Annotated in this window: 23 protein-coding genes, 1 tRNA gene and 1 riboswitch; of the genes, 9 read left to right on the forward strand and 15 right to left on the reverse strand. The window is 75.6% G+C overall.

Going from position 1 to position 24868, the window contains the following annotated elements:
* Window positions 1–8: 8 nt before the first annotated feature.
* A riboswitch (cobalamin riboswitch) is annotated at window positions 9–201 on the reverse strand.
* A gap of 159 nt (window positions 202–360) precedes the next feature.
* A tRNA-Gly gene (locus PKE99_RS17770) sits at window positions 361–436 on the forward strand.
* Between the two features lie 7 nt (window positions 437–443).
* On the opposite strand, the gene PKE99_RS17775 is transcribed toward PKE99_RS17770, so the two are convergent.
* The 8 genes from PKE99_RS17775 to PKE99_RS17810 form a co-directional block, all read right to left on the reverse strand.
* A complete protein-coding gene (locus PKE99_RS17775; RefSeq protein ID WP_051737728.1) occupies window positions 444–1028 on the reverse strand; it encodes a histidine phosphatase family protein in 585 nt (194 codons plus the stop codon).
* Window positions 1025–2236 carry a uroporphyrinogen-III C-methyltransferase gene (cobA, locus tag PKE99_RS17780; protein ID WP_197040714.1) on the reverse strand — a complete coding sequence of 404 codons (1212 nt, stop codon included), beginning with the start codon at window positions 2234–2236 and terminating at the stop codon, window positions 1025–1027. Before cobA ends, PKE99_RS17775 begins: the two co-directional genes overlap by 4 nt.
* 166 nt (window positions 2237–2402) lie before the next feature.
* On the reverse strand, window positions 2403–2843 hold the full coding sequence (locus tag PKE99_RS17785) for a cobalamin biosynthesis protein (protein ID WP_156067722.1): 441 nt from the start codon (window positions 2841–2843) through the stop codon (window positions 2403–2405).
* Window positions 2840–4195 carry a cobyrinic acid a,c-diamide synthase CobB gene (locus PKE99_RS17790; protein WP_037048184.1) on the reverse strand — a complete coding sequence of 452 codons (1356 nt, stop codon included), beginning with the start codon at window positions 4193–4195 and terminating at the stop codon, window positions 2840–2842. Before PKE99_RS17790 ends, PKE99_RS17785 begins: the two co-directional genes overlap by 4 nt.
* Window positions 4189–4803 carry a cob(I)yrinic acid a,c-diamide adenosyltransferase gene (gene cobO, locus PKE99_RS17795; protein WP_037048182.1) on the reverse strand — a complete coding sequence of 205 codons (615 nt, stop codon included), beginning with the start codon at window positions 4801–4803 and terminating at the stop codon, window positions 4189–4191. The genes PKE99_RS17790 and cobO overlap by 7 nt, the downstream gene beginning before the upstream one ends.
* 55 nt (window positions 4804–4858) lie before the next feature.
* Window positions 4859–7006: a putative cobaltochelatase gene (locus PKE99_RS17800; RefSeq protein WP_037048179.1), complete on the reverse strand. Its 2148-nt coding sequence runs from the start codon at window positions 7004–7006 to the stop codon at window positions 4859–4861.
* Window positions 7003–8532 (reverse strand): cobyric acid synthase, encoded by a 1530-nt coding sequence (locus PKE99_RS17805; protein WP_197040713.1) that lies wholly within the window; start codon window positions 8530–8532, stop codon window positions 7003–7005. The genes PKE99_RS17800 and PKE99_RS17805 overlap by 4 nt, the downstream gene beginning before the upstream one ends.
* A 15-nt stretch (window positions 8533–8547) precedes the next feature.
* Window positions 8548–9843, reverse strand: a complete 1296-nt coding sequence (locus tag PKE99_RS17810) for a right-handed parallel beta-helix repeat-containing protein (protein ID WP_156067721.1) — start codon at window positions 9841–9843, stop codon at window positions 8548–8550.
* A 243-nt stretch (window positions 9844–10086) separates the two neighbouring features.
* Here PKE99_RS17810 and PKE99_RS17815 point away from each other — a divergent pair, with 243 nt between their 5' ends.
* The gene (locus PKE99_RS17815) at window positions 10087–10953 is read left to right on the forward strand and encodes an SURF1 family cytochrome oxidase biogenesis protein (protein ID WP_037048172.1); all 867 of its coding nucleotides are present in this window, start codon (window positions 10087–10089) and stop codon (window positions 10951–10953) included.
* A gap of 64 nt (window positions 10954–11017) precedes the next feature.
* Here the strand turns inward: PKE99_RS17815 and PKE99_RS17820 are convergent, their stop codons facing one another.
* Window positions 11018–11971 (reverse strand): cobalamin biosynthesis protein, encoded by a 954-nt coding sequence (locus PKE99_RS17820; protein ID WP_037048351.1) that lies wholly within the window; start codon window positions 11969–11971, stop codon window positions 11018–11020.
* 33 nt (window positions 11972–12004) lie between these two features.
* Here PKE99_RS17820 and PKE99_RS17825 point away from each other — a divergent pair, with 33 nt between their 5' ends.
* Together PKE99_RS17825 and PKE99_RS17830 are read left to right on the forward strand one after the other, a co-directional pair.
* Window positions 12005–12640 (forward strand): flavin reductase family protein, encoded by a 636-nt coding sequence (locus PKE99_RS17825; protein WP_037048170.1) that lies wholly within the window; start codon window positions 12005–12007, stop codon window positions 12638–12640.
* A 226-nt stretch (window positions 12641–12866) separates the two neighbouring features.
* Complete coding sequence (locus tag PKE99_RS17830) at window positions 12867–13550, forward strand: DUF4097 family beta strand repeat-containing protein (RefSeq protein WP_156067720.1); 684 nt, start codon at window positions 12867–12869, stop codon at window positions 13548–13550.
* 3 nt (window positions 13551–13553) lie between these two features.
* On the opposite strand, the gene PKE99_RS17835 is transcribed toward PKE99_RS17830, so the two are convergent.
* Window positions 13554–13772, reverse strand: coding sequence for a hypothetical protein (locus PKE99_RS17835; protein ID WP_037048165.1), 219 nt, complete (start codon window positions 13770–13772; stop codon window positions 13554–13556).
* A gap of 151 nt (window positions 13773–13923) precedes the next feature.
* A complete protein-coding gene (locus PKE99_RS17840; protein WP_037048162.1) occupies window positions 13924–15609 on the reverse strand; it encodes an AMP-binding protein in 1686 nt (561 codons plus the stop codon).
* A 160-nt stretch (window positions 15610–15769) separates the two neighbouring features.
* On the opposite strand from PKE99_RS17840, the gene PKE99_RS17845 reads away from it, so the two are divergent.
* Together PKE99_RS17845 and PKE99_RS17850 are read left to right on the forward strand one after the other, a co-directional pair.
* Window positions 15770–16243, forward strand: a complete 474-nt coding sequence (locus PKE99_RS17845; RefSeq protein ID WP_051737725.1) for a hypothetical protein — start codon at window positions 15770–15772, stop codon at window positions 16241–16243.
* 152 nt (window positions 16244–16395) lie between these two features.
* Window positions 16396–16812, forward strand: coding sequence for an SsgA family sporulation/cell division regulator (locus PKE99_RS17850; RefSeq protein ID WP_037048159.1), 417 nt, complete (start codon window positions 16396–16398; stop codon window positions 16810–16812).
* On the opposite strand, the gene PKE99_RS17855 is transcribed toward PKE99_RS17850, so the two are convergent.
* The gene (locus PKE99_RS17855) at window positions 16790–17425 is read right to left on the reverse strand and encodes a DUF5709 domain-containing protein (RefSeq protein WP_051737724.1); all 636 of its coding nucleotides are present in this window, start codon (window positions 17423–17425) and stop codon (window positions 16790–16792) included. The two genes, PKE99_RS17850 and PKE99_RS17855, sit on opposite strands and share 23 nt — an antisense overlap.
* A gap of 95 nt (window positions 17426–17520) precedes the next feature.
* On the opposite strand from PKE99_RS17855, the gene PKE99_RS17860 reads away from it, so the two are divergent.
* Window positions 17521–18141 (forward strand): TetR/AcrR family transcriptional regulator, encoded by a 621-nt coding sequence (locus PKE99_RS17860; protein ID WP_037048156.1) that lies wholly within the window; start codon window positions 17521–17523, stop codon window positions 18139–18141.
* 373 nt (window positions 18142–18514) lie between these two features.
* Here PKE99_RS17860 and PKE99_RS17865 read toward each other — a convergent pair whose 3' ends face one another.
* From PKE99_RS17865 to cobF, 3 genes are all read right to left on the reverse strand, one after another.
* On the reverse strand, window positions 18515–19183 hold the full coding sequence (locus PKE99_RS17865; RefSeq protein ID WP_051737722.1) for an ATP-binding protein: 669 nt from the start codon (window positions 19181–19183) through the stop codon (window positions 18515–18517).
* A 312-nt stretch (window positions 19184–19495) separates the two neighbouring features.
* Window positions 19496–21001: an AI-2E family transporter gene (locus tag PKE99_RS17870; protein ID WP_063739800.1), complete on the reverse strand. Its 1506-nt coding sequence runs from the start codon at window positions 20999–21001 to the stop codon at window positions 19496–19498.
* Between the two features lie 35 nt (window positions 21002–21036).
* Window positions 21037–21819 carry a precorrin-6A synthase (deacetylating) gene (cobF, locus tag PKE99_RS17875; protein ID WP_037048155.1) on the reverse strand — a complete coding sequence of 261 codons (783 nt, stop codon included), beginning with the start codon at window positions 21817–21819 and terminating at the stop codon, window positions 21037–21039.
* 134 nt (window positions 21820–21953) lie between these two features.
* Between cobF and PKE99_RS17880 the strand changes: the two genes are divergently transcribed.
* Window positions 21954–23072 (forward strand): glycosyltransferase, encoded by a 1119-nt coding sequence (locus PKE99_RS17880; RefSeq protein WP_037048152.1) that lies wholly within the window; start codon window positions 21954–21956, stop codon window positions 23070–23072.
* Between the two features lie 460 nt (window positions 23073–23532).
* Window positions 23533–24750: a C40 family peptidase gene (locus tag PKE99_RS17885; RefSeq protein WP_051737721.1), complete on the forward strand. Its 1218-nt coding sequence runs from the start codon at window positions 23533–23535 to the stop codon at window positions 24748–24750.
* Window positions 24751–24868 lie beyond the last annotated feature (118 nt).

The raw sequence follows: 24868 nt of genomic DNA on the forward strand, positions 1-24868 counted from the left end.
CCTCATCGTCGAAACCTGCGACGGCGGCGAGTGTCCTGGCTCCCGGATCGACGCGCGTCCCCGGCCTTCCCACCCCCGCGGGGCAGTGGCCATCGGGCGGGGACGCGCTCCCCGGTCACAGTGGCGGGACCGCACCGGATTCACACCGGCTTCCTCCACTGCCGTCGCCCACGACGACACCATGCCGCGGGCGGAGAAGCAAGCGGCCGGGCGTCACACCCGGTCGACCGGTGAGGCCCCATACCGCACCGGCCCGTCGCGCTGCGTGATCACCCCCTGGTCGGGGGGCCTTCCGAAGTGCGGTACTGTGGTCGGCGTCGGAGCGAACAGCCCGGCGGTCCCGGGAGACCGGGTGCAGATGCGGACGTAGCGCAGTTGGTAGCGCATCACCTTGCCAAGGTGAGGGTCGCGGGTTCGAGTCCCGTCGTCCGCTCCACGACCTCCTAGCGGTGCGGAGCCAGGTCCTCCGCCCGCGCCCACCTCCCGCGTCCGACCGGCCGCAGCTCGACGACCGTGCCGTTGGCCGGGACCTCCCGGGGCGCCTCGTCGACCCCCAGCCCGCAGGCGGCGGCGACGAGGGCCCGCAGGGTCTCGCCGTGGGTGACCAGCACGACCGATCGCGCCGCAGGTAGGGCGCGCAGGACCCGACCGGCCCGCGCGTGCAGCTCCCGGCCCGTCTCGCCGCCGGGCGGGGCCCAGTCCGGCTCCGCACCGGCCAGCACCCCGGCGCACTCGGCGGCCGGGCGGCCCTCCCAGTCGCCGTGCGACTGTTCGCGCAGGCCTGGGCACGCGCGCACCGGCAGGCCGAGGACCCGGCCGACCACTGCCGCCGTCTCGGCCGCCCGGCGCTGCGGGCTCGTGAGGACCAGCGCGCCGGTGCCGACCTGCAGCGCCTCCGCCGCGGCGCGCGCCTGCGCCCGGCCCCGCGCCGTCAGCCCGACGTGCGCGGTGCGGCCCTGCAGCAGCCCCGCGGCGTTCCACGTGCTCTCGCCGTGCCGGACCAGGTGCAGCACCGGCGGGGTGCTCACCGCTGGGCCGCGAGCCCCGCGACCGGCCCGATCACGACGATCGCCGGCGGGCTGATCTCCTGCTCCTTGACCTGCACCGCGACCGTGCCGAGGGTGGCGCGCAGCGTGCGCTGGATGCGGGTGGTGCCGTCCTGGATCACGCCGACCGGGGTGTCCGCGGGCCGGCCGTACTCGATCAGCGCGGCGGCGAACTGCGCGATCCGCTCCACGGCCATCATCAGCACGACCGTGCCGCGCATCCGGCCGAGCGCCTGCCAGTCGACGAGGCTGCGCGGGTCGTCCGGCGCGACGTGCCCGGACACCACGACGATCTCGTGCGCGACCCCGCGGTGGCTGACCGGGATCCCCGCGACGGCCGGCGCGGCGAAGGCGCTGGTGATGCCGGGGACGACCGTGACGGGCACGCCGGCCTCGGCGCAGGCCTGGACCTCCTCGAACCCGCGCCCGTAGACGAACGGGTCGCCGCCCTTGAGCCGCACCACGAACTTGCCGGCCCTCGCGTGTTCGATCAGCAGCTCGTTGATCCGCTGCTGCGCCATCGCGCGGCCGTACGGGATCTTGGACGCGTCGATGACCTCGACGTCCGGGCCCAGCTCCTCGATCAGGTCCCGCGGGCCGAGCCGGTCGGCCACCACGACGTCCGCCCGGGAGAGCAGCCGCCGCCCGCGGACGGTGATCAGCTCGGGGTCGCCAGGACCGCCGCCGACCAGCGCGACGCCCGGCAGCACCGGGTCGGCCGAGTCGGACACCACGCCCGCCTGCAGGGCCTCGACCAGCGCGGTCCGGACCGCGGCCGAACGACGGTGCGCACCCTTGGCGAGGACACCGACGGTCAGGCCGTCGTACTCCCCGGTCGCGGGGGTGACGGCGGTGCCGAGGCGACCGTCGTCGGCGCGCACGCAGAAGACCCGGCGGCGCTCGGCCTCGGCGCCGACCGCGGCGTTGACCTCGTGGTCGTCCGTGCAGGCGATGGCGTACCAGGCGCCGTCCAGGTCGCCCTCGGAGTAGCGGCGCGCGGTCCAGGTGATCTCGCGGGCCGAGGCCATGCCCTCGACGGCCGGGGTCACCGCGGGCGAGACGACCTCGACGAGCGCCCCCGACGCGATCAGCCGGGAGACCCGGCGCTGCGCGACCTGGCCTCCCCCGACGACGACCACCTTGCGCCCGGCGAGCTCGAGGCCGACGAGGTACTGGTCGTGCTGGGTCACGTGCAGGTCCTTCCGCGGATCGCCCCGGCGGGCTGGTCGTGGGCCGGCGCGCGCCCCGGAGAGAAGGTCGCGGGACGCACCCGGTGTCGCCCCGGGTTCCCTGTCGCCGACCGCGGAAGCATAACGAGCCGACGATCGGAGCTGAACGGTCCCGGACGGGGGTCGCCTAACCCGATGGAGAGTTCCCGCTGGTCAGGGACATGTGCTCGACGCGCGCGGCGGCGACCGTCACATCCCCCACGATCGTCTTGGGCACGACGAGCTGCGGCTGCGCACCGAGCTCGGAGGCCACCAGGAGGGCCGCGGCCTCGGCGACGGACGGCGTGCCGACCGCTTCGCCGACCCGCACGCTGCCCGGCACGGCGACTCCCGCCAGCGCGTCGGCGGGCCGCACCTCGAGCCCCGCGGGCGCGATCGCGTCGAGGATGCCCCGCTCCCCCGCCTTTGCCTCGACCGACGCGTAGACGACGTCGGCCTCCGCACCGACGACGTCCCGCACGACCTCCAACGCGGCCCGCACCGCCGCCCCCGACACCCCGCGCCGGGCCCCGATGCCGACCACCACCCGTGAGCGGCGACTGCCCCTAGAGGGGCAGTCGCCGCTCACGACCCGACCTGAGCTGCGGGAACGTGCGCGGTCAGGAAACGGCTCACCGAGCCGGGCGTGCCGGCGGGGTGGGTGTGCAGGAACGACGCGTGCACCCCGCCCCCGACGAAGCCCTCCGGCTCCCCGCCGCGCCAGCCCCACGCCGGCGCCGCACCGGCCCGCGGCGTGACCGCACAGTGGTGGAACTCGTGCCCGCTGACCCGCTCCCCCGCGGCGAAGCCCGTCGAGTCGCTCAGCGCCACGGCGTCGCGGTAGCCGAGGGTGAGCCGGCCGGTCATCGCGGCGGCGGCGTCGAGGACCCCGACCAGCGGGACGCCGTCGAGCTCCCGGCACAGGTAGAGCAGCCCGCCGCACTCCGCGCGGATCGGCGCCCCCGCGGTCGCGAGCGCGCGGATCGCCGCGAGCAGACCGGCGTTGGCGCCGAGGTCCGCGACGTGCTCCTCCGGGAACCCGCCGGGCAGGACGAGCCCGCCGATGCCCGCGGGCAGGGTCTCGTCGCGCAGCGGGTCGACGAGCACGACCTCGGATCCCGCCGCCTCCAGCAGCTCGACGTGTTCGGCGTAGCCGAAGGAGAAGGCCGCGCCACCCAGCACCGCGGTCCGCATGCCCGGCTCGGCCCGGAACCCGCCCAGTTCGCCGGCCGGGTCCCACACCGGCCCCGCCGGCAGCGGCTCCGCGACCCGGACCACCGCGTCGAGGTCGACGTGCTCGGCCACCAGGGCCGCCATCGCGTCGACCGCCGCGGTCGCCGCCGCACCGTGCTCGACGGCCGTCACCAGGCCGAGGTGGCGCGACGGCACGGCCAGCTCCGCGTGCCGCGGCAGGACGCCGAGCACCGGCAGCCCGATCTCGTCGCACGCCGCCCGGAGCACCTCCTCGTGCCGCGGCGACCCGACCCGATTGAGGATCACCCCGGCGATGCGCGTGGTCGGGTCGAAGCTGCGGAAGCCGTGCAGGAGCGCCGCGACCGACCGCGACTGCCCCCGGCAGTCCACGACGAGCACCACGGGCGCGCCGACCATGGCCGCGACCTGGGCCGTCGAGCCGTACCCGTCGGCGACCCGGCCGTCGAACAGCCCCATGACGCCCTCGATCACCGCGACCTCGCAGCCGGCGGCGCCGTGCCGGACCAGCGGCCCGATGCGCTGCTCGCCGACGAGGACGGGGTCGAGGTTCCGGCCGCGACGTCCGGCGGCGAGCGTGTGGTAGCCGGGGTCGATGTAGTCCGGCCCGATCTTGAACGGCGCGACGGCGGTCCCCCGTCGGGCCAGGGCGGCCATCAGGCCGGTGGCGACCGTCGTCTTCCCGGACCCCGACGCCGGGGCCGCGACGACGAGCGCGCGGGCTACCACTCGATCCCCCGCTGCCCCTTCTGCCCGGCGTCCATCGGGTGCTTGATCTTGGTCGTCTGCATGACGAGGTCGGCGGCCTCGATCAGCTCGGGCGGCGCGTCCCGGCCGGTGATGATCACGTGCTGGCGGCCCTCGCGCGCGGCGAGCACCTCGACGACCTCGTGCACGTCCACCCAGCCCCACTTCAGCGGGTAGGTGAACTCGTCGAGCACGTAGACCTCGTGGACCTGGTTCTCGATCCGGCGGCGGATCTCCCGCCAGCCCTCGAGCGCCGCGGCGGCGTGGTCCTCCTCGCTGCCGGCCTTGCGGCTCCAGCTCCAGCCCGAGCCCATCTTGTGCCACTCGACCGGCCCGCCCTCGCCGGTCTGCTCGTGCAGCCGGCCGAGCGCGCGGAAGGCCTCCTCCTCGCCGACCTTCCACTTCGCCGACTTGACGAACTGGAACACGCCGATCGACCAGCCCTGGTTCCAGCCGCGCAGGGCGAGCCCGAAGGCCGCCGTCGACTTGCCCTTCATCTCGCCGGTGTGCACCACGAGCAGCGGACGGTTGCGGCGCTGGCGGGTGGTGAGCCCGTCCTGCGGAACGGTGGAGACCTGGCCCTGGGGCATCGTCGTCCTCCCTGGTCAGTGGTGGTCGTGAGTGCCTACTGCCCCTCTAGGGGCACTAGGCACTCACGGCGGAGGTGAGATCGGCGACGGTGAGCTCGTCGACCGTGATCACGGGGGCGCCGGCGGCCGCGGCGACCTGCCCGGCGAGGCCGAGCTTCACGAAGCCGGACTCGCAGTCGACCACCACGGTGTGCACGCCGTCGGCGGCGAGCAGGCCGGCGGCGCGGCGGGCGTCGGCGACGGGGTCGCCGCCGGGGCGGGTCGCGACCGTGGCCCGCCCGTCCGTGAGCAGGACGACGAGCGGGCGCCGCCGCGGGTCCCGCACCCGTTCGGCGGCGAGGGTGCGGCGGGCGAGCAGCAGGCCGTCGGCGAGCGGGGTGCGGCCGCCGGTGCGCATCGCGGCCATCCGGACCTGGGCGGTCGGGACGCTCGTGGTCGGCGGGAGGACGAGCTCGGCGCCGGCGGAGCGGAAGGTCACCAGGCCGACCTTGTCCCTGCGCTGGTAGGCGTCGCGGAGCAGCGCGAGGACGGCGCCGGAGACCGTGGCCATCCGCTTGCGGGCGGCCATCGACCCGGAGGCGTCGACCACGAACAGCACGAGGTTCCCCTCGCGCCCCTCGCGCAGCGCCGCCCGCATGTCGGCGCGCTGCAGCAGGAGGCCGGGGCCGCGGCGGCCGCGCTCGTGCTGGAACGGGGCCGCGGCGGCGATCGTGGCGGGGAGGTGCAGGTCCGCGGCCCGGCGCGGGGTGGCGTCCGAGGGCCGGACGACGCGTCCGGTGTCGGTCCGGGCGCGCGAGCGGCGGCCGGGCGCGCCGTCGCCCACCCCGGGCACGGTGAACCGCCGCGCCGCGACCCGGCTCAGGCGAGCCGGGGCGCCGACGGGCATCGCGCTGCCGGCGCCCATGGCCTCCGGCCGGTCCTGCGGGGCCTCGACCGCCTCGACCGCCTCGCCGGGCTCGCGCGGCGGGGCCGGCGGCGTGTGCGACTCGGGTCCGGCCCGGCCCGCGCCGCCGCTCGACGGGGTGGGTCCGCTGCGGGTGGGATCCGCGCCGGCCCGGGACTCCGCGTCGGGGCCGCCGTCGGCCTCGTCCGGCGCGCCGCCGCCCGGGTCGTCGTCGGGGTCGGTCGGGTCCGGCGGGTCGGTCGGGTTCGGCGGGTCGGTCGGGTCGGTCGGGCCCTCGGGTCCCAGGTCCTCCTCGGCGTCCCGCAGGGCCTCGTCGAGGTCCTTCTCGTCGATCCCGGGCTCGTCGAAGGGGTCCCGCCGGCGCCGGTGCGGCAGCGCCAGGCGCGCCGCGACCCGCACGTCGTCCTCGGCGACGGCATCGGCGCCCCGCCAGGCGGCGTGCGCGACCGCGGTCCGGGCGATGACGAGGTCGGCCCGCATGCCGTCGACGTCGAACCGGGCGCACACGAACGCGATCCGGCGCAGCTCACGGTCGCTCAGCCGCACGGCCTCGACCCGGTCCCGTGCGGCGACGATCCGTTCCGCGACCTCGGCGTCCGCCGCGGCCCAGGTTCCGGCGAACCCGGCCGGGTCGGCCTCGAACGCCATCCGCCGCCGGACGACCTCGACGCGGGTGTCGACCTCCCGTGCCGCCCGCACCTCCACGGTCAGCCCGAACCGGTCGAGCAGCTGCGGCCGCAGCTCGCCCTCCTCCGGGTTCATCGTGCCGACCAGCAGGAACCGCGCCGCGTGCGAGACCGAGACGCCGTCCCGCTCGACGTGCGCGCGGCCCATGGCGGCGGCGTCGAGCAGCAGGTCGACGAGGTGGTCGTGGAGCAGGTTGACCTCGTCGACGTAGAGCACGCCGCGGTGCGCGTCGGCCAGCAGCCCGGGCTGGTAGGCGCGGGTGCCCTCGGACAGCGCCTTCTCCAGGTCGAGCGAGCCGACCAGCCGGTCCTCGGTGGTGCCCACGGGGAGCTCGACGAGCCGGGCCGGCCGGGTCGTGGAGCCGCCGGCGTGCGGGGCGTCGGGGCAGGACGGGTCGGGGGCGGCCGGGTCGCAGCCGAAGCGGCAGCCCGCCACGACGTCGAGCGCGGGGAGCAGGGCGGCGAGCGCGCGCACGGCCGTCGACTTGGCGGTGCCCTTCTCCCCGCGCACCAGCACCCCGCCGACGCCGGGGTGCACGGCGTTGAGGACCAGGGCCAGGCGCAGGTCGTCGTGCCCGACGACCGCCGAGAAGGGAAATGCCGTACCGCTCACCGGCGCGACTCTGCCAGACCGGTCGCCAGCACCGGGAGATCCACGGGGGCACCGTGACTGATCACATGTTCAAGTGCGGCCGTGTCCAGGTGCTGCTCGACGAGGTCCGCCAGCAGGTCGAGCTGGGCGGTCCGCTCCGCCGCGAACGACGTGTCCGGGGCCGGGCGGAACCCGGTCCGACCTGACTGTTCGGCCAGCCGCGACAGCAGGAGGCGGCGGAACGCGTCGTTCTCCAGCAGGCCGTGCCAGTGGGTGCCGAGCACGGCGCCGGCGTCGGACCCCTCGCCGTCGAGCAGCTGGGGGTCGCCCGACCGCACGACGCGGCCGTGGTGGATCTCGTAGCCGCGCACCGGCACGCCGAGCGCGGTGCCGGTGGGGGTGCCGAGGTGCTTCTCGTGGTCGAAGGCGATCTCCAGGTCGAGCAGCCCGAGCCCGGCGACGTCGGCGCCCTCCGGCACCTCCACGCCCGGATCGGTGATCCGGCGGCCCAGCATCTGGTACCCGCCGCAGATCCCGAGGACCGGCTTGTTCTCCTCGGCGTGCGCGGCGATCGCGTCGGCCAGGCCCGTGGCCCGCAGCCAGGCCAGGTCCGAGACGGTCGCCTTGGACCCCGGTAGCACGACGACGTCCGCGTCGAGGATCCGCGACGGCTCGGTCACGTACCGGACCGCGACGCCGGGTTCGCAGGCCAGGGCCTCGGCGTCGGTCGCGTTGGAGATCCGCGGCAGCCGGACCACGGCGACGCGCAGCCACTGCTCGCCGAGCGGCGGGGCCGGGCGGCCGAGCACCCCGTCGGCGACGGCGGACAGGGAGTCCTCGGCGTCGAGCCACAGGCGGTCCGACCAGGGGACGACGCCGAGCGTCGACCGCCCCGTCAGCGCCCGGAGCTGCTCCAGTCCCGGGGCCAGCAGCGCGGGGTCCCCGCGGAACTTGTTGATCACGAACCCGGCGATCCGGGCCTGGTCGGCCGGGTCGAGGACGGCGACGGTGCCGAACAGGTGCGCGAGCACGCCGCCGCGGTCGATGTCCCCCACCACGATCACCGGCAGGTCCGCGGCCTGGGCCAGGCCCATGTTGGCGAGGTCGGTGGCCCGCAGGTTGATCTCGGCGGGCGAGCCGGCCCCCTCGCAGACCACGACGTCGAACCGGGACCGCAGCTCGGTCAGGGTGTCCGTGACGACCTCGAGCAGCGCGGCGGTCCGGGTCCGGTAGGACAGGGCGGAGACGTGCCCGTCCGCCCGTCCCCGGACCACCACCTGCGAGATCCGGTCGCTGCCCGGCTTGAGCAGCACGGGGTTGAACGCGACGCTCGGCTCCAGGCCGCAGGCGTGCGCCTGCATCGCCTGGGCCCGGCCGATCTCCCCGCCGTCGACGGTGACGACGGAGTTGTTGCTCATGTTCTGGGCCTTGAACGGGGCGACGGACACCCCCCGCCGGCGCAGCCAGCGGCAGATGCCCGCCACCAGGGCGCTCTTGCCGGCGTCGGACGTCGTTCCCGCCACCAGCAGGGCGCCGCTCGGATCCACGCCGAGCAGTCTCCGTCAGAAGAGGCGGCAGAGGCCCGGCGGGGTGCTGCGGACGCCGAGGTTGCCGGTCCACGTGTTGGCGGTGCCGGCGGTCCCGGTGCCCTTGCTCTGGTCGGTGCAGTCGGACACGGCGTTCTGGAAGGAGCGGTTGCCGGTCACGGTGACGCCGGAGTTGGCCGCGCCCTCCAGCAGGATCCCGGTGCCGGTGCTCTGCGCGACGGTGTTGCCGCTGATCGTGCCGGAGGTCTGGTCGACGAGCCGGATGCCGTTGAGGCGGTTGACCACGGTGTTGGTGTTCACGGTCAGGCCCGTGTTCCTCACCGGGCTGAAGTCCTGCGTCACGGAGATGCCGTTCCTCGCCCCATCGGTGAGGACGTTGCCGGTGACCTTCACGTTCTTCGTCGCGCCGCCGACGAGGATGCCGGTGCCGACGCCCGTCGTGGCGGTGGGGCGCCGAACCACCTGGTTGTGCGCGACGACCAGGCCGTCGACGTTCGTGACCACGGCGAAGGTGGCGTCGTCGATGCTCTGGTTGCGCTCGATCCGCAGCCCGGTCGACCAGCTCGCCGGGTCGCCCGCGGTGTTCACGGCGGCCGCGGCGTCGCCGTCGTGGCCGGTGAAGAGGTTGTCGGAGATCGTCAGGTTGTTCGCCGTGCCGCAGCAGAGGAAGACGCCCGCCTGGCCGCCCTCCCCGTTGTTCTCGGCGAAGCGGTTGCGCGTCACCGCGCTGGCGACCTGGCCGTTCGAGTTCATGTTCACGCCGAAGCTGAAGCGCGTGATCACGTTGTTGGTGATCGTGATGCCGGAGCCACGGTTGACGGCGAGCACGCCACCCGTGGACGCGCCCTTGGTCTGGGTGGCGTTGCTGATCGTGAAGCCGTCGATGCGGACGTTCGAGACCCCGCCCGCGACCGTGAACCCGGAGCCGCCCTTGCCGTCGACCACGGACTCGGCCCTGAGGTCGGTCCGGCCGGTGCGGGCGTCGACGCCGGCCCGGGCGCCGAGGAGGGTGATCGGCTTGGTCAGCGTGATGGTGCCGGTGTAGGTCCCCGGGCAGACCTTCACGGTGGCCCCCGACGGTGCCGCGGCGACCACGGCGGCGAGGTCCTTCGTCGCAGTACCGCAGCCCACCGGGATGGCCCCGGGCGGGGTGACCTGCTCCGGAGCCGCCCCGACGGCGCCGGACTCCGCGGCGCCCGCCGTCCCCGCGCCGGCGATCGCGATCCCCACGGCGATCACCGCGACCAGCACCGGGCGGACCGCGCGGCCCCCGACCGTCCGCGGTGCCCCGCGCACAGCACTCCCCCTCATGAACGCCCCCTCCGACGTGACCCGGTCGCGGCCGGACGTAGCCGCGCCCCTCGGGATGCGCGAAGGATGGCGGCGGGTGAGCACGGCGGCGTCGACCTCCACCGGCTCGGGTGACACGTGCCAGCGCACCGGGTGACGGCGGCCACCGCCGGCGACCGGACGGCGTCCCGATCGGTGCCGGGCGGGCGCGACCGGCGACGAGGCGGCGGGACCCGCCCTCCGTGGGGCGCCTAACGTAGGGGCATGCGCTTCCTGCTGCGCCCGGGCTGGATCGCCTTCGTGGTGGTGGTCATCGGCTTCGCCGTGGCGTGCTACACGCTGCTGGCCCCCTGGCAGTTCGGCCGCGAGGAGCAGCGTCAGGCGCAGCAGCACGCGATCGACACCGCCAACAGCACCCCGCCGGTCCCGTTCGCCCAGCTGGTCCCCGGCACCGAGGTCGACCCGGGCGACGAGTGGCGTCAGGTCACGCTCGCCGGCACCTACCTGCCGCAGGCCGAGGTGCTGGTCCGGCTGCGGTTCGTCGACGGCAAGCCCGCCTCCGAGGTCCTGACGCCCGTCCGGCTCGACGACGGCCGCACCGTCGCCGTCGACCGCGGCTCGATCACCACCGACGACGGCCAGGCCGTCCCCGACTTCCCCGCCGCCCCCGCGGGCCCGGTCACCCTGACCGGGCGGCTGCGCGTGAACGAGACCGACACCAGCGGCCGCGCCCCGGCCACCGAGGGCGGCCACCTGCAGATCTACGCCGTCGACTCCCGGCAGCTGGCCGCGGCGACGGGGACGCAGGACATGGTCGAGGGGTACCTGCAGCTCGGCGCGGGCCAGCCGGGCGTCCTCACCCCGATCCCGGTCACGCCCGCGACCACCGCGGCCCCGTTCACCAACGGCTCGTACGCCCTGCAGTGGCTGACCTTCGGCGCCATCGCGATCATCGCGCTGGGGTACTTCATCCGGCTCGAGGTGCTGCAGCGGCGCGGGAGGCGGGAGACGAAGGCGAGCCTGCGCGACGCCCTCTCGGGCCGCGACCTCGACCCCTCCGTCGACGACGACCCCGCCCCCCGCCGCGACCGACCGGACACGGGCGACCGCGACACCCCCGCCCCCCACTGACTCGCGCCCGAGAAGGAGCCGAGGGCAGGATCCGGCCACTGATCGAGCCGTCAGCTCCTGATGATCACCGTCGGGGCGACAGTCCCGCCACCGCCACCGCTGCCCCCGCGGCGAGCAGCCCGACACAGCGGGAGAGGCGCGCGGCGCGCACGAGGTCGCCGGCGACGGGAGCGGGGCCGCGACCGAGGGTGGGCCGGTCCTCCGCGCCGTAGGCGTACTCCGTCCGCCCACCCAGCCGCACGCCCAACGCCCCCGCCGCGGCGGCCTCGACCGGGCCGGCGTTGGGGCTGGGGTGCTCGCGGGCGTCGCGCCGCCAGGCGGCCAGGGCGGCGCCGGGCCGGCCCCCGACCAGCGGGGCCGCGGCCGCCGTGAGCAGCGCGGCGAGCCGGGCCGGCAGCAGGTTGGCGAGGTCGTCGAGCCGGGCCGAGGCCCAGCCGAAGCGGGTGTAGCGGGGCGAGCGGTACCCCACCATCGCGTCGAGGGTGTTGACGGCCCGGTACCCCAGCAGGCCGGGCACGCCCGCCACCGCACCCCAGAACAGGGGCGCCACGACGGCGTCGGACGTGTTCTCCGCCAACGACTCCACGCCCGCCCGCGCCATCCCGGCCGCGTCGAGCAGCGCGGGGTCGCGGGCGCACAGGTGCGGGATCCGGGCCCGGGCCGCGTCGAGGTCGCCCTGCTCCAGCGACCTCCCCAGCGCCGCCCCCTCGCGCACGAGCGAGGTGCCCCCCAGCACGGCCCAGGTCGCCGCCGCGGTCAGCAGCACCCTGCCCGTCCGCGACCGCGGACGACCGACCACCCCGGCGCCCACCGCTCCCCCGACCAGCAGCGCGGAGTAGGCCGCACCGGCCGCGCGGGAGTCGGCGTACAGGCGTCGTTCCAGCCCGGCGGCGACCCGGCCGAAGCCCGCCACGGGGTGTCCGCGCCGGGGGTCGGCGAGGACGAGGTCGGCCGCCACCCCCAACGCCAGGCCCCACGCCCGGTCCGGGCCGGGGCGGAGGAAGAGGCCGTGCCGCATGCCGGTCACCGTAGCCCGGGGGATGATCGGGGCATGCGCACGGACATCGACCCCGGCGAGCTGGGGCACGGCCGCTTCTACAAGGTGCTGACCAGCGTCGTCGTCCCCCGGCCCATCGCCTGGGTCTCGACCCGGTCGGCGGCGGGCGTCGACAACCTCGCCCCGCACTCCTTCTTCACGGTCTCGTGCGTGGACCCGCCCATGGTGCAGTTCACCTCGGTCGGGAAGAAGGACTCGCTGCGCAACGCCACCGAGACCGGCGAGTTCGTCGTCTGCCTCGCCTCCGAGTCCATGTTCGAGCGGATCAACGCCACGGGCACGAACTTCCCCGCCGAGATCTCCGAGTTCGCCGAGGTCGGGCTGACCGCGGAGCCGAGCGCGACCGTGGAGCCGCCGCGGGTGAAGGAGTCGCCCGTCGCGCTCGAGTGCCGCCTCGAGCAGGCCCTCGAGCTGGGCGACTCGACGGTCGTGATCGGCCGGGTCCTGCACGCCGCGATCGACGCCGACGTCTTCGAGACCGACGCCCGCGGCCACAGCCTCCCCGCGATCGAACGGCTGCGCCCGCTCGCCCGCCTGGGCCGCAACGAGTGGTCGACGATCGGCAAGGTCCTCGACATCACCCGCATCCCGTACGAGGAGTGGCCGGGCCACTACAGCCGCGAGGACTGAGCGGAGCTCGCGGAGCGAGCATCGACCCTGAGCGGAGCCTGCGGAGCGAGAACCGACCCTGAGCGGAGCCTGCGGAGCGAGCATCGACCCTGCGCGGAGCCTGCGGAGCGAGAATCGACCCTGAGCCGAACGTCCCTGGTCACGGCCCCGGCCGCCGCCTACCGTCGCCCCCGGCGGGCGGGGAGGGGGACACATGGGCCGGTGGGGTGTGCGGACGGTTGTGGGCGTGCTCGCCGCGGCCGCCGCGGTGGCGGGCTGCAGCGTCGGCGCCGGGCAGACGACGCGGGACCGGGCGGCGCTCGGGGGCCCGGTCACCGAGATCCGGATCGACAACCAGGCCGGCGGCGTGACCGTCGTCGGCGACGGCGGGGCCTCGCTGGAGCGGGAGGTCACCTACCGGGGCTCGGCGCCGACCGGCCCGAGCCACCGCGTCGAGGGCGGCGTGCTCGTGCTCGGCGGCTGCGGCGACCACTGCGCGGTCACGTACACCGTGCACGTCCCGGCCGGGCTGCCGGTCACCGGACGGACCGAGGCCGGCGGCATCACCTTGACGCAGGTGGGCCGGGTCGACGTCGCGACCGGCGCCGGCGGGATCACGCTCGACACCGTGACCGGGACGGCCCGGGCGCGCACCCAGGCCGGCACGATCATCGGCCGGACCCTGCGCGACGCCGACGTGCTGGCGCAGACCGCGAACGGCGACGTCGAGCTCACCCTCGCCACCCCCGGTTCGGCCCGGGTGGAGACCCAGCGCGGGGACATCACCGTGCGCGTGCCGCAGGCGACGTACCGGGTGACCGTGCACACCGACCTCGGCGAGACGTCGGTGCGGGTCCCGAGCGAGCCGGGCGCCGACCACGCGCTGGACCTGCGGACCGAGGTGGGCGACGTCGTCGTCGCCCCCTTCTGACCGCTACCGCGGCCCGCGGGCGTGCAGGTCCGCGGCGCGGGTCGCGATCTGGTGCAGGGTGCACGGCCAGACGACGCCCGAGCCCGCGTTGCGGCAGGCGGAGCAGCGACCCAGTCGGTCCGGTACGTGCTCGGCGAGCAACCGGCCGAAGACGTCGGGCATGCCCGCCAGCACGCCCGCCATCGGTCCGCTCCCGGGCGTGTACCCGTCGCCTGCGGCCATCTGCACCCTCCACGTCCCGGTCGTGCGCCGCCGCCGGTGGGGGCGACGACCCGCCGGTGGTGACCCGCCGGCGCACGCGCCGTGCCCCGCGGCACGGCCCGCCCGAATCAGTACCCGACGGCCGGGCGGGGGGCCCCCCCCCCCACCCGTACTAGAGGGTGAACTCGCCCGACGGCGTGGCCGACGGGTCGGCGTGCAGTTCGCCCTCGCGGCCCCGCAGCTCGACGCGCCGGATCTTGCCGGAGATCGTCTTGGGCAGCTCGTGGAACTCCAGCCGCCGGATCCGCTTGTACGGCGCGAGGTTGTCCCGCGCGAACTGCAGGATGTCCTTCGCGGTCTCCTCGGTCGGCTCGTAGCCCGCGGCCAGCACCACGTACGCCTTCGGCACGGCCAGCCGCACCGGGTCCGGCGAGGGCACGATCGCCGCCTCCGCCACCGCCGGGTGCTCGATCAGCACGCTCTCCAGCTCGAACGGGCTGATCCGGTAGTCCGAGGCCTTGAAGACGTCGTCGGCGCGGCCCACGTAGGTGATGTAGCCGTCCGCGTCGCGGGAGCCGACGTCGCCGGTGTGGTAGTACCCGCCGGCCATCGCCTCGGCGTTGCGCTCCGGGTCGTCCTTGTAGCCCACCATGAGCCCGGTCGGCCGCTGCGCGAGGTCGATGCAGATCTCGCCCTCGTCGGCCTTCTCCCCCGTCGCGGGGTCGATCAGCGCGATCGGGAAGCCGGGCATCGGCCGGCCCATCGAGCCGGGTTTGATCGGCGAGCCGGGCGGGTTCGCGATCTGGACGCTGGACTCGGTCTGCCCGAACCCGTCGCGGATCTTGAGCCCCCAGGCCTTCTCGACCTGCTCGATCACCTCGGGGTTGAGCGGCTCGCCGGCGCCGACGACCTTGGTCGGGGGCGTCCGGAGCCCGGACAGGTCGGCCTGGATCAGCATGCGCCACACCGTGGGCGGGGCGCAGAAGCTGGTCACGCCGTACTTGTCCAGCACACCCAGCAAGTTGTTCGCGTCGAACTTGGTGTAGTTCATGACGAGCACGGTCGCCTCGGCGATCCACGGCGCGAAGACGTTCGACCACGCGTGCTTGGCCCAGCCGGGCGAGGAGATGTTGAGGTGGACGTCGCCGGGCTCGAGCCCGATCCAGTACATCGTCGACAGGTGGCCGACCGGGTAGCTCTGGTGCGTGTGCTCGACGAGCTTCGGCTTGGCCGTGGTGCCCGAGGTGAAGTAGAGCAACAGGGTGTCGGTGGCCTGGGTCGGTCCGTCGGGCTGGAAGACGGCGGACCTGTCGTAGGCGTCGGTGTAGTCCTCCCACCCCTTCGGCGCGCCGCGGACGGAGATCCGGGTGTAGTCGCCCGGCACGTCGTCGAACTTCGCCGCGTCGTCCTTGCCGACGATCACGTGCCTGGCGTTGCCCCGGTCGACCCGGTCGCGGAGGTCCTCGGCGGTCAGCAGCGTGGTCGCGGGGATGACGACGGCGCCCAGCTTCATCGCCGCCAGCAGCGTCTCCCACAGCTCCAGCTGGTTGGCCAGCATGAGGATGATGCGGTCGCCGCGGGCGACCCCCCGCTCGCGCAGCCAGTTCGCCACCCGGTTGGACCGCTCGGAGAGCTCGGCGAAGGTCCACGAGGCGTCGCTCCCGTCGGCCTCGATGATCCACAGCGCCTTACGGGCGCCGCGCTCCGGGTCGGCGGCGGCGGCGTCGAAGTGGTCGAGCGCCCAGTTGAACTCGGTGAGCTCGGGCCAGCGGAAGTCGCGCACGGCGGTGTCGTAGTCCGTGCGGTGCGCGAGGAGGAAGTCCCGCGCCGCGTAGAAGGCCGTGCTGCTGTCGGACATTGCACCTCACAGGATTCGGCGGCTCTGCTCTGCCGGAACCCTATTCGAGATCGGCCGTCGCGCCACGTCCGGTCGGGCAGGTGGGCGCGGGTGCGCCGACCCTCGAACGTGGCGGTGCGTCGGTGCCGCAGGGCCGCCCACCGGGGCTAGCGTGCCGGATGTGGACGGGGCGACGACGCGCGGTGCCGGTGGACTGCTGACGGCGGCGGCACTGGCGGCGCTGCTCGCCGGGTGCGGCGGCACGTCACCCCCCGCCCCGCAGGCGGCGGGATCCTCCGCCGCACTGTCCGCCGCGCCGTCGGCCGCCCCGTCGGTCACGCCGCAGACGACCGCACCCCAGGCCGCGCCGAACGGGACCACGCTGCTGTGGCCGGTCACCGACCTGGCCGCGGCCCAGGAGCTGCAGACCCGGGTCGACGGCGGCGCCCAGCCGTGGACCCTCGACCCCGAGGAGGTCGCCGTCAGCTACGCGACCACCACCTACGGCTGGACGAACCCGGAGCCGACGTCCACCGGCCCGGGCTCGGTCGACCTCACCGACCCGTCGGGCGGCACCGCGCACGTCACGCTCGTCCAGCCGGTCCGGGCGGGCTCGACGGGCATCTGGGTCGTGTCGGCCGCCACCCGCGGCTGACCGCCCCCGTTCCCGACACCGCCGGACGTCGCGGTTACGGTCACCAGAAAGGGTGAAAGGGCCGCGAACCTGCTGCGTTCCGACGAGCGCCGCCGATTCCCACCATGAGAGCCGTCCACACCGCCGGACGGCCAGCGCCAGGGAGCCACGCCATGACGACCAGCGACTCGGTCCAGCAGGACATGTTCACCGTGCTGCACGGGCAGCCCGCGCCCGTCGTCACGCGGTGGACCTACACCGCGACCGACCCGTTCGCGGTCACCCTCGCCGTCCGGACCAGGCAGGACCGGTGGGTCGAGTGGCTCGTCGCCCGCGACCTGGTGGTCGAGGCGCTGTCCGGGCCGGCCGGCTACGGCGACATCCGGATGAGCCCGCAGCTCGTCCAGGGCTACGACATCGTCGAGATCGAGATCCGCTCCAGCGACGGTCGCGCCGTGCTCGAGGTCGACCGGGACCTGCTGCGGCACTTCGTCGAGTCGTCGGCGGAGCTGGTTCCGCTCGGTGAGGAGTCGGCGGTCCTGGACCTCGACCGGGTGATCGAGCAGATCACCCAGAGCTGCGAGGGCTGACGCCGGCGTCGCGCGCGCCGTCGACCCCGGGCACGCCGCCCGTGTCCGGGTTCGCGTCGATCCGCGCCGCGGCGCTCGGCCGCTCCTGCGGCTCGGTCTCCTCCGCGAAGTCGCGGACCGCGTCCTCCTCCGCCTCGCCCGGCCGCTGGTCCTCGGCCAGCGACCGCGCGACCTCGGGATCCTCGATCGGCGACTCGTCCAGCACCGGTTCGACACCCTCGTCCAGCTCGTGCACCGCGGCCTCCTCGGCCGACGCCGCCGCCCCGTCGACGCCGACGTCCTCGGCCGCCGTCGCGGGGTCCTGGTCGACGGCCTCGCCGTCCGCACCCGGGTCCCGCGGGGCCAGCCGCCCGGTGCGGGTGGTGTCGCGGACCTCCTCCTCGTCGGGCTCCTCGCGCTCCAGGCGCTCGTCGAGCGTCTCGCCCTCGCGCTGCCCCGCCGGGGTCACCGTGGGGTCGTCGACCCCGTAGGGCCGGTCGGCCGGCACGTAGCCGGCGTCGAGCGGGTCCGCGCCCGACGGGCCCGTCAGCGTCTCCTCGTTGCCGAGCTGGAGGGCCTCCACCAGGTCCGGCGACGTGTCGATGCCCCGCTCGTCGCTCTCGCGCTGCGCCATGATCCTCCGCTCTCTCGTTCGCGGGCGTCGATGACACCCTCGACCCCGCCTACCCCGGACGCCGCCTCCGCACACGCGGCGTGGTCCGATAGGGCATGACCAGCGACAGCGGCACTCCTTGCGACGCGGACCGGCCCCGGCCCGCTCGCCCGCGGGACTCCGCGGCGACCCGGCGGGCCCTGTTGGCCGCGGGTCGGGAGCTGTTCGCGAGCGCGGGCTACGAGGGCACGACGGTCCGTGCGGTCGCCGAGCGCGCGGGAGTCAACCAGGCCCTGCTGTTCCGGCACTTCGGGTCCAAGGAGGGTCTCTTCGCCGAGGCCGTCACCGGGCAGGCCCTCGACCTGCTGCACGACGGCCCCGCCGAGCAGGTCCTCCCCCGCACGCTGGCCGCGATCCTGGCCACGGACGACGGCTCGGCCGACGACGTCGCCCTCTTCCTCGCCGCCCTCCGCTCGGCGGGCAACACCGACGCCGCCGCCACGGTCCGGGAGGAGCTGCGGGTCGCCTACGGCGGCACACTGGCGCGGCTCGTCGCCACGGACGACCCCGCCGACGCGGACCTCCGCGCCGAGCTCGCCCTCGCCTGGCTGCTGGGGATCGCATTGCTGCGCAAGGTGATCCGCAGCGAAGCGGTCGCAGGCGCCGACCCCGGGACGGTGGTCGGACACGTCACACGAGCGGTGGAGGCGCTCTTCTCCCCCACCGAGGCGGGCTGACGCGCTGGTGCACCTGGCCGGGCGGTGGCACAGCCGGCGGGGCACCCGGCACACCCGGCGGGGCGCCGCACATCTGCTCGCGCCCCGCGGCACACCCGACGCGAGCGCCGCACACCTCGTCGACGGGTTGTGAGGCGCTGAAGCGGATGTGCGACGGCCGCGGGCGCAGGGATGGAGCCGTGTTGTGCGAGCCGCAGCAGCGGTTGTGCCAGCCGCTGGGAGGTCGCGCGAACCAGCGGGGCCGGCGCTCGGCCGGGCGCTACGGTTGTGTCAGCCGCCCGGACAGCTGTGCGGATGCCGCCCGCCAGGCCTTTCGCGAGACCGGAGCGCGCCCGGAGCCGCGCCGAAGACCGTCCGTCCCGCCCCGGCCGGATTAGCGCGAGTGGCGCGGCGCGTCCTCGATTGCGGCGGCGTCGTCGAACTCGGCCTCACCCGTGCCGCCCGTCTCCGCGTCGGCGGGGCGGTTGAAGCGATGGCGCAGGAGGACCCGGCTGCCGCGGCCGTCGAAGTGGACGAGCACGGTCTCGACCATGTGCTGCATGAGGAGCATGCCGCGGCCGCCCCGGGCGTCGCCCGTGATCGTGCCGCCCTCGCCCTGCGCGGGCCGCCAGCTGCCGTGGTCGGTGATCTCGATGCAGAGCGCCTCGCCCTCGGTCCAGAGGGTGAGCTCGACGTCGCCGGGCCGGTCCTCCGGGTAGGCGTGCCGGACGGCGTTGGCGACGGCCTCGTCGACCGCGAGCACGACGTCGTCCTTCTGCTCGGTGCTCAGCCCCAGAGGCGCGAGCCAGCCGAGGAGCTCGCGCCGGATGACGGAGAGCTGGGCCGGGTTGGCGGGCCAGCTGCGGTGGACGTACTCGACGGAGTCGGCCAGGCCGGTGAGGTCGGCCTCGGCGCGCTCGACGTCGCCGGTCACCTCGGCGAGCACCGCGACCGGGTCGACGCCGGCGGGCTCCGTGAACTCGATGGCCTCGGTGGCCTCGGTGGCCTCGCCGGGTGCGTCCGGGGGCCGGATCTGGTGCGGGATCTGTGCCGGGCAGGTCATGGGAAGGCCTCTCGGTGCGGGGAGCGTGCGGCCGGACACCCCTGGGATGGCCCCGCGCGACCGTCCGGGAAACACCGCTGGTCGAGCCCCCGACACCGCTCGTCGCGCGCACCCGACCGGGACCACGGCCGGACGGACCGCAGCCACGCGTCCGGATGGACGACGCCCGCCGCTGACCGGCATCAGACCGAGAGGGCCGACACACGGGACCGTGATCCCCGCCCCCAGGAAGCCGACACGCGGGACCGCGACCGTCGCCGACCGACCTTCGCAGAGCGTCGACGCACCAACCGCGACCGGTGCCGGCCGGTCTCAGGCCTCCGGCGAGGGCCGGCGCACCGGGCCGGGGCCGCCGTCGTCGGCCGGGATCCGCGCGGTCTCGTCGGCCGGGGCGCCGAGGGATCTATCGCGCTCCGGCGGGTCCCCGTCCGGCCCCTCGGGCTCGTCGCTCGGTGGCGCCGCCCGAGCCCCGGCCCGCCGGTCGATCTCCTCCCCGATGTACCGCAGCACCTCGGCCGCGACCGCGGCGACCGGCACGGCCAGGAACGCCCCGGCGATGCCCCAGATCGCGCCGCCCGCGGTGACCGCCAGCAGCACCACGGCGCCGTGCAGGTTGAGGCTGCGGCTCTGCAGGATCGGCTGCAGGACGTTCCCCTCGAGCTGCTGCACCGCGATGATGATCGCGAGCACGATCAGGGCGGTCGTGAAGCCCTTCGTCACCAGCGCGACCAGCACCGACAGCGCGCCCGCGACGAGCGCGCCGACGATCGGCACGAAACCGCCGAAGAAGGTCAGCACGGCGAGCGGCAGCGCCAGCGGGACGCCGAGGATCACCAGGCCGAGGCCGATGAAGAAGGCGTCGACGAACGCCACCAGGGCCTGCGTGCGGATGAACCCGCCGAGGGTCCGCCACGCGCGCTCCAGCACGCCGGCGACGTGCCGGCCCGCCCGGGCCCCGGTCACGCGGGTGACCCAGGGCAGGAAGCGCGGGCCGTCCTTGACGAAGAAGAAGGCCAGCACCACGGCGAGCACGATGTTGAGCAGACCGTTCGCGAACGCCGACACACCGGTCAGCACGCTCCCGGCGATCGTCGACGCGCTGGCCTGCAGCTGGCGGGTGATCGAGTCGAGCACCCCGCCGATCTGGCCCTCACCGAGGTTGAACGGCGGCCCGGACACCCACTGCTGGATCTGTCCCAACCCGCCCGTGACGCCGGCGGCGATCTCGTCCGACTGCCCCGCCACCTGCGGCGCGATCAGCATGATGATCCCGCCGAGCACCAGCAGCGCCCCGACGAGCACCACCAGCGCGGCCAGGGCGGGCGGGACCCGGCGCTCGACCAGCCAGCGCACCGGCGGCCGCAGCACGGTCGCGAGGATGACGCCGAGCAGCACCGGCAGCACGATCGGCCACAGCGCGCCGACCACGAGGCCGAACAGGATGGCGCCGAACGCGATCAGCAGGATCCGCCAGCTCCAGGTCGCCAGCCAGGTCAGTCCGCCACCGATCACCGCGCCGCGGTCGGGCGCCGGGGTCACCGAGGCCCCCGCCGACGCCGTCACCGGAGCCGCGGGAGGCGCGAGTGGCGACCCGTCCACGGCACCGTCCACCGCGCCGTCGGGCGCCCCGTTCACCACCCCGTCGACGGGTCCGCCGGCGCTGCGGCCGGCGGTCCGGCCGGCGGTTCCGTTGCGGACGGCGTCGGGGTCACCCCCGACGGCCGCCCCGCCGAGCCCGGTCCCGTCGGCCGGGATCGAGCGCCCCTCCTCGTCCGGACGTCCGCGCGCCCCGCGCGCCGACGTGCCTCGCTCGGTCACACCGCCACCCCCGTCCCGCTGCCGCGGCGGCCCGCTCAGCGGTCCCCGGGATGCCGCCGCAGCAGGTACGTGTCCATGATCCAGCCCTTGCGCTCCCGTGCCTCCGCCCGGAGCCTCACGATCTCGTCACGGACCTCGAGGACCGGGCCGGACACCAGGAGCTCGTCCGGGCTGCCCACGTATGCCCCCCAGTACACCTCCACGTCGGCGACCTCGTCGTCGGGCAGCTGCGCGAAGGCGGTGCCGCCGTCGAGCATCACGACGACGTCGTCGACGTCGGCGGGCAGCCCCGCCGCGATCCGTCGGCCGGTGGTGATCAGCACGGGGCGCCCGACCCGGTTGAGGATCAGCCGGTGGGCGGCGGCGAGCGCCTGCACGCTGGAGATGCCGGGGTAGGAGACGACCTCGATCCCCTCGACGCCCTCGAGCAGCCGCAGGGTGCCGTCGTAGAGGGAGGGGTCGCCCCATACGAGGAAGGCGCCGGTCTCGCCGTCGGCCAGCTCCGCGAGCATCGACGCATAGAGCGACCCGCGGCGGTCCTGCCAGTCGACGACGGCGGCCGTGTACCGCTCCGACCGCCCGGGCTCCCCCGCGCCGGCCCTGCGGTCCCGCTCGGGGTCCGCGGCCTCGACGACCCGGTAGCTGCCGGGCTCGAGGTGCCGGTCGAGGATCCCGGTCCGCAGCGCGGTGAGGTCCTCCTTCACCTCGCCCTTGTCGATGACGAAGACGACGTCGACGCGCTTCAGCGCGGCCACCGCCTGCAATGTGAGGTGGTCGGGGTCCCCCGAGCCGATCCCGATCACGTACACCGTGCGCACGTCGACACCCTATGCGGGCGAGGGTCGGGGCCGAGCCGCCCGGGCGGAGCGGGTTCGCCGGGTCGCGCAGCGTCACCGGCCCGGTAGGGTCGCGGGCCCGACCGGGTGAACTCGAGCGAGCGGAGGACCGGGACGTGAGGGTGGCGCACCTCGTCGACACGTTGCACCCCGACGGGGGTGAGTACGGCCTCGAGGCCCTCGCCCGCGCCGCGCGGGCGGCGGGACTGGAGCTCGTGGTCGTCGGCATCTCCGGCAGCGGCGACGGCGCGCGGGCGGCCGCGCTCCGCCGGTCCGGTGCCGTGGTCGTCGAGCACGGGCTCGCACCGTGGGACCCGCGGGCGGTGCCCCGGGTGGTCGAGACGCTGCGTGAGCACCGGGTCCGGCTCGTGCACACGCACGCCCCGAACGCCGACGTCGCCGGCAGCGCGGCCGCCACCCGGCTGCGGATCCCGGTGGTCTCCACGCTGCACCGCATCGAGGAGGAGCCCGCGGACTGGCTCGACCGGGTGCGGCGCACCGCCCGCACGCTCGCGCGCAAGCGGTTCGTCACCCGGACCATCGCGATCTCCCGGCTGCAGCGGGACTGGTACCTGCGGGTCGCCGGCTCGGAGAAGGGCCTGGTCGTGCTGCCCGACGGCGTCACCGACCCGGGCCCGCCCGATCCCGCGGTGCGGGCGCGCGTGCGGCGCGGCCTGGGCGTGGGCGACGACGGGCTGCTGGCGGTGTCGGCCGCGCCGATGCGCCGCGGCAAGGGCCAGGACCTGCTGCTCGACGCCCTCGCCGAGCTCCCCGAGGACCTCCCGCTCACCGTCGTGCTCACCGGCGACGGGCCGCTGCGGCCCTGGCTGGAGGCGCGGGTGGGGCGCGAGGAGGAGCTGGAGGGCCGGGTCGTGTTCCGGCACCACGGCGACCCGGGCGAGCTGCTGCAGGCCGCGGACCTGCAGCTGCACACCACGCGCACCGACACCATGCCCAGCGTCGTGGTCCGCGGGATGGCCGCCGGGGTGCCGGCGATCGTGAGCCGGGTCGGCGGGCTGCCCGAGATCGTGACGCGGGACGTCGGGCGGCAGGTCCCGCTGGCGGCCGCCGCCATCGCCGACGCGATCGTGGAGCTCGGCGGCGACGACGCCCTCCGCGCCCGGCTCGGCCGCGCCGCCCGGGCCCGCTTCCTCGAGCGCTTCGAGGCCGACGGCTGGGCGGCCCGCCTCCGCGAGGTCTACGAGGCCGCCCTCACCCGACCCGTGAGCGCCTAGTGACCCTAGAGGGGCGTTCGCCACTCACGACCCCCGGTGAGCTGCGGCGTTGTCGCTCCTCGACGGAGCGGCGTGGCGCCGCGCGCCGTTACACGATCACCCCTGTGATCCCGCCCGGCGCCGCCGGTCGTGCGGTCCGCGGGAGCGGCGTCCCGTTCGGCGGTCGACGCCGGGTCGTGACCTGCGTCCGGATCGCCACGAGCGGCTTCGACGGCGGGAAACGACGGCTCGTCCCTCGGGGCCGTCCGCTCGGCGCGCCGGGGCCCGTTCGACCCGCACGGCGATCACGGGACGGTTACGGTCGGTTCTGCCGGTGGGAACGACGTCCACCGGCACGCCCGGTCGGCCCGTCCCGCCTGCCCGCCGACATTCCCCCGGGCGCCCAACCCCCGGCACGGGGCAGGCGCGGCGCGGTTGCTCCCCGGCTTCCCGCATGCCCGTGGACGGCGAGGAACGACGCATGTCCGACACGTGTGTGGCACCGCGCCCGGTGCTCGTGCCGAGCTCCCGGCACAGTGCAGAGGACGGTCAGGGTCAGTCCGCCGCGGACCTGATCGCCCGGCTCACCGGCTCGTCCGCTCCCCCGCCCTCGGGCGGCCGCCGTGCCCGGCGCGCCGCCGAGGCCGACGAGGCGGACAGGGACCCGGTCTCCCCCCTCGGCGTCCCCGCCGCGGACGGGCGGCCGGCCGCGCCGGACGAGGCGCCGACCGCGGTCACCCCGCCGGCCGCCCCGGCCGTCCGGGAGGAGCGCCCCGAGCCGCCCGCCGGCCTCACCGGCTCCTTCTTCACCTCGGGCCTCGGCGCCGGGCGTGGCCCGGGCGGCGACGGCATCTCGCTGACCGGCGTCTTCCCCGCGCTGTCGGCCGCGATCCGTTCGCCGAAGGCCGTCGCGGCCGCGGCGACCGTCACCGTCCTGGGCGCCAGCGCGGTCCTCACCGGCCTGCCCACCCCGGGCGGCGAGCTGGCCCAGGCCACCGGCGTCGACTCCCCGACCGTCCGCCTGGCCGCGGCCGACGCGACGCTCGACGGCGGCACGGACGACGGGGACGGCGACACCCGGGGCGACGACCGGCCGACCCAGGTCCTGCAGGCCGTCCAGGACGGTCCCGGCGCCGTCGGCGGCTCGATGCAGTCCGCCTTCGGCACCGCCATGGGCGCGCTGCCGCAGGTGTTCGACAAGGCCGACGCCGCCCGGATCGCCGCGGTCCAGAAGGCCGAGGCCGCCAAGGCCGCCGAGGCCGCCGAGGAGCAGCGCAGTGCGCTGCGCCGGGCCGCCCAGTCGGCCGGGGGCGCGATCGACGACGCGGTCGACGACGTCGTCGGGCAGGCCACCGGGGCCGGGGCGAAGGCCCTCGCCGCGGCCCGCACCAAGCTCGGCACCCCCTACCAGTGGGGCGCCAGCGGCCCGAACGCGTTCGACTGCTCCGGCCTGACGTCGTGGGCCTTCAAGCAGGCCGGGATCAGCATCCCGCGCACCTCCGCGGCCCAGTCGACCTTCGGCACCGCGGTCAGCAAGGACCAGCTGCAGCCCGGCGACCTCGTGTTCTTCTACTCGCCGGTGAGCCACGTGGGCATCTACATGGGCGGCGGCAAGATCCTGCACGCCAGCACCAGCGGCGAGCCGGTGAAGGTCTCCGACATGTCGGCGATGCCGTTCCACAACGCCCGCCGGATCTGAGCACCGACCCCGGGGGCGCCTGTGCGACCGCGCCCCCGGGGATCGGCAGACCAGCGTCGATGCTCGCTCCGCGAGCTCCGCTCGGCGTCGATGCTCGCTCCGCGAGCTCCGCTCGGCG

The sequence above is a fragment of the Pseudonocardia halophobica genome, assembly GCF_027922425.1.
In the GTDB taxonomy this organism is placed as follows: Bacteria; Actinomycetota; Actinomycetes; order Mycobacteriales; family Pseudonocardiaceae; genus Pseudonocardia; species Pseudonocardia halophobica.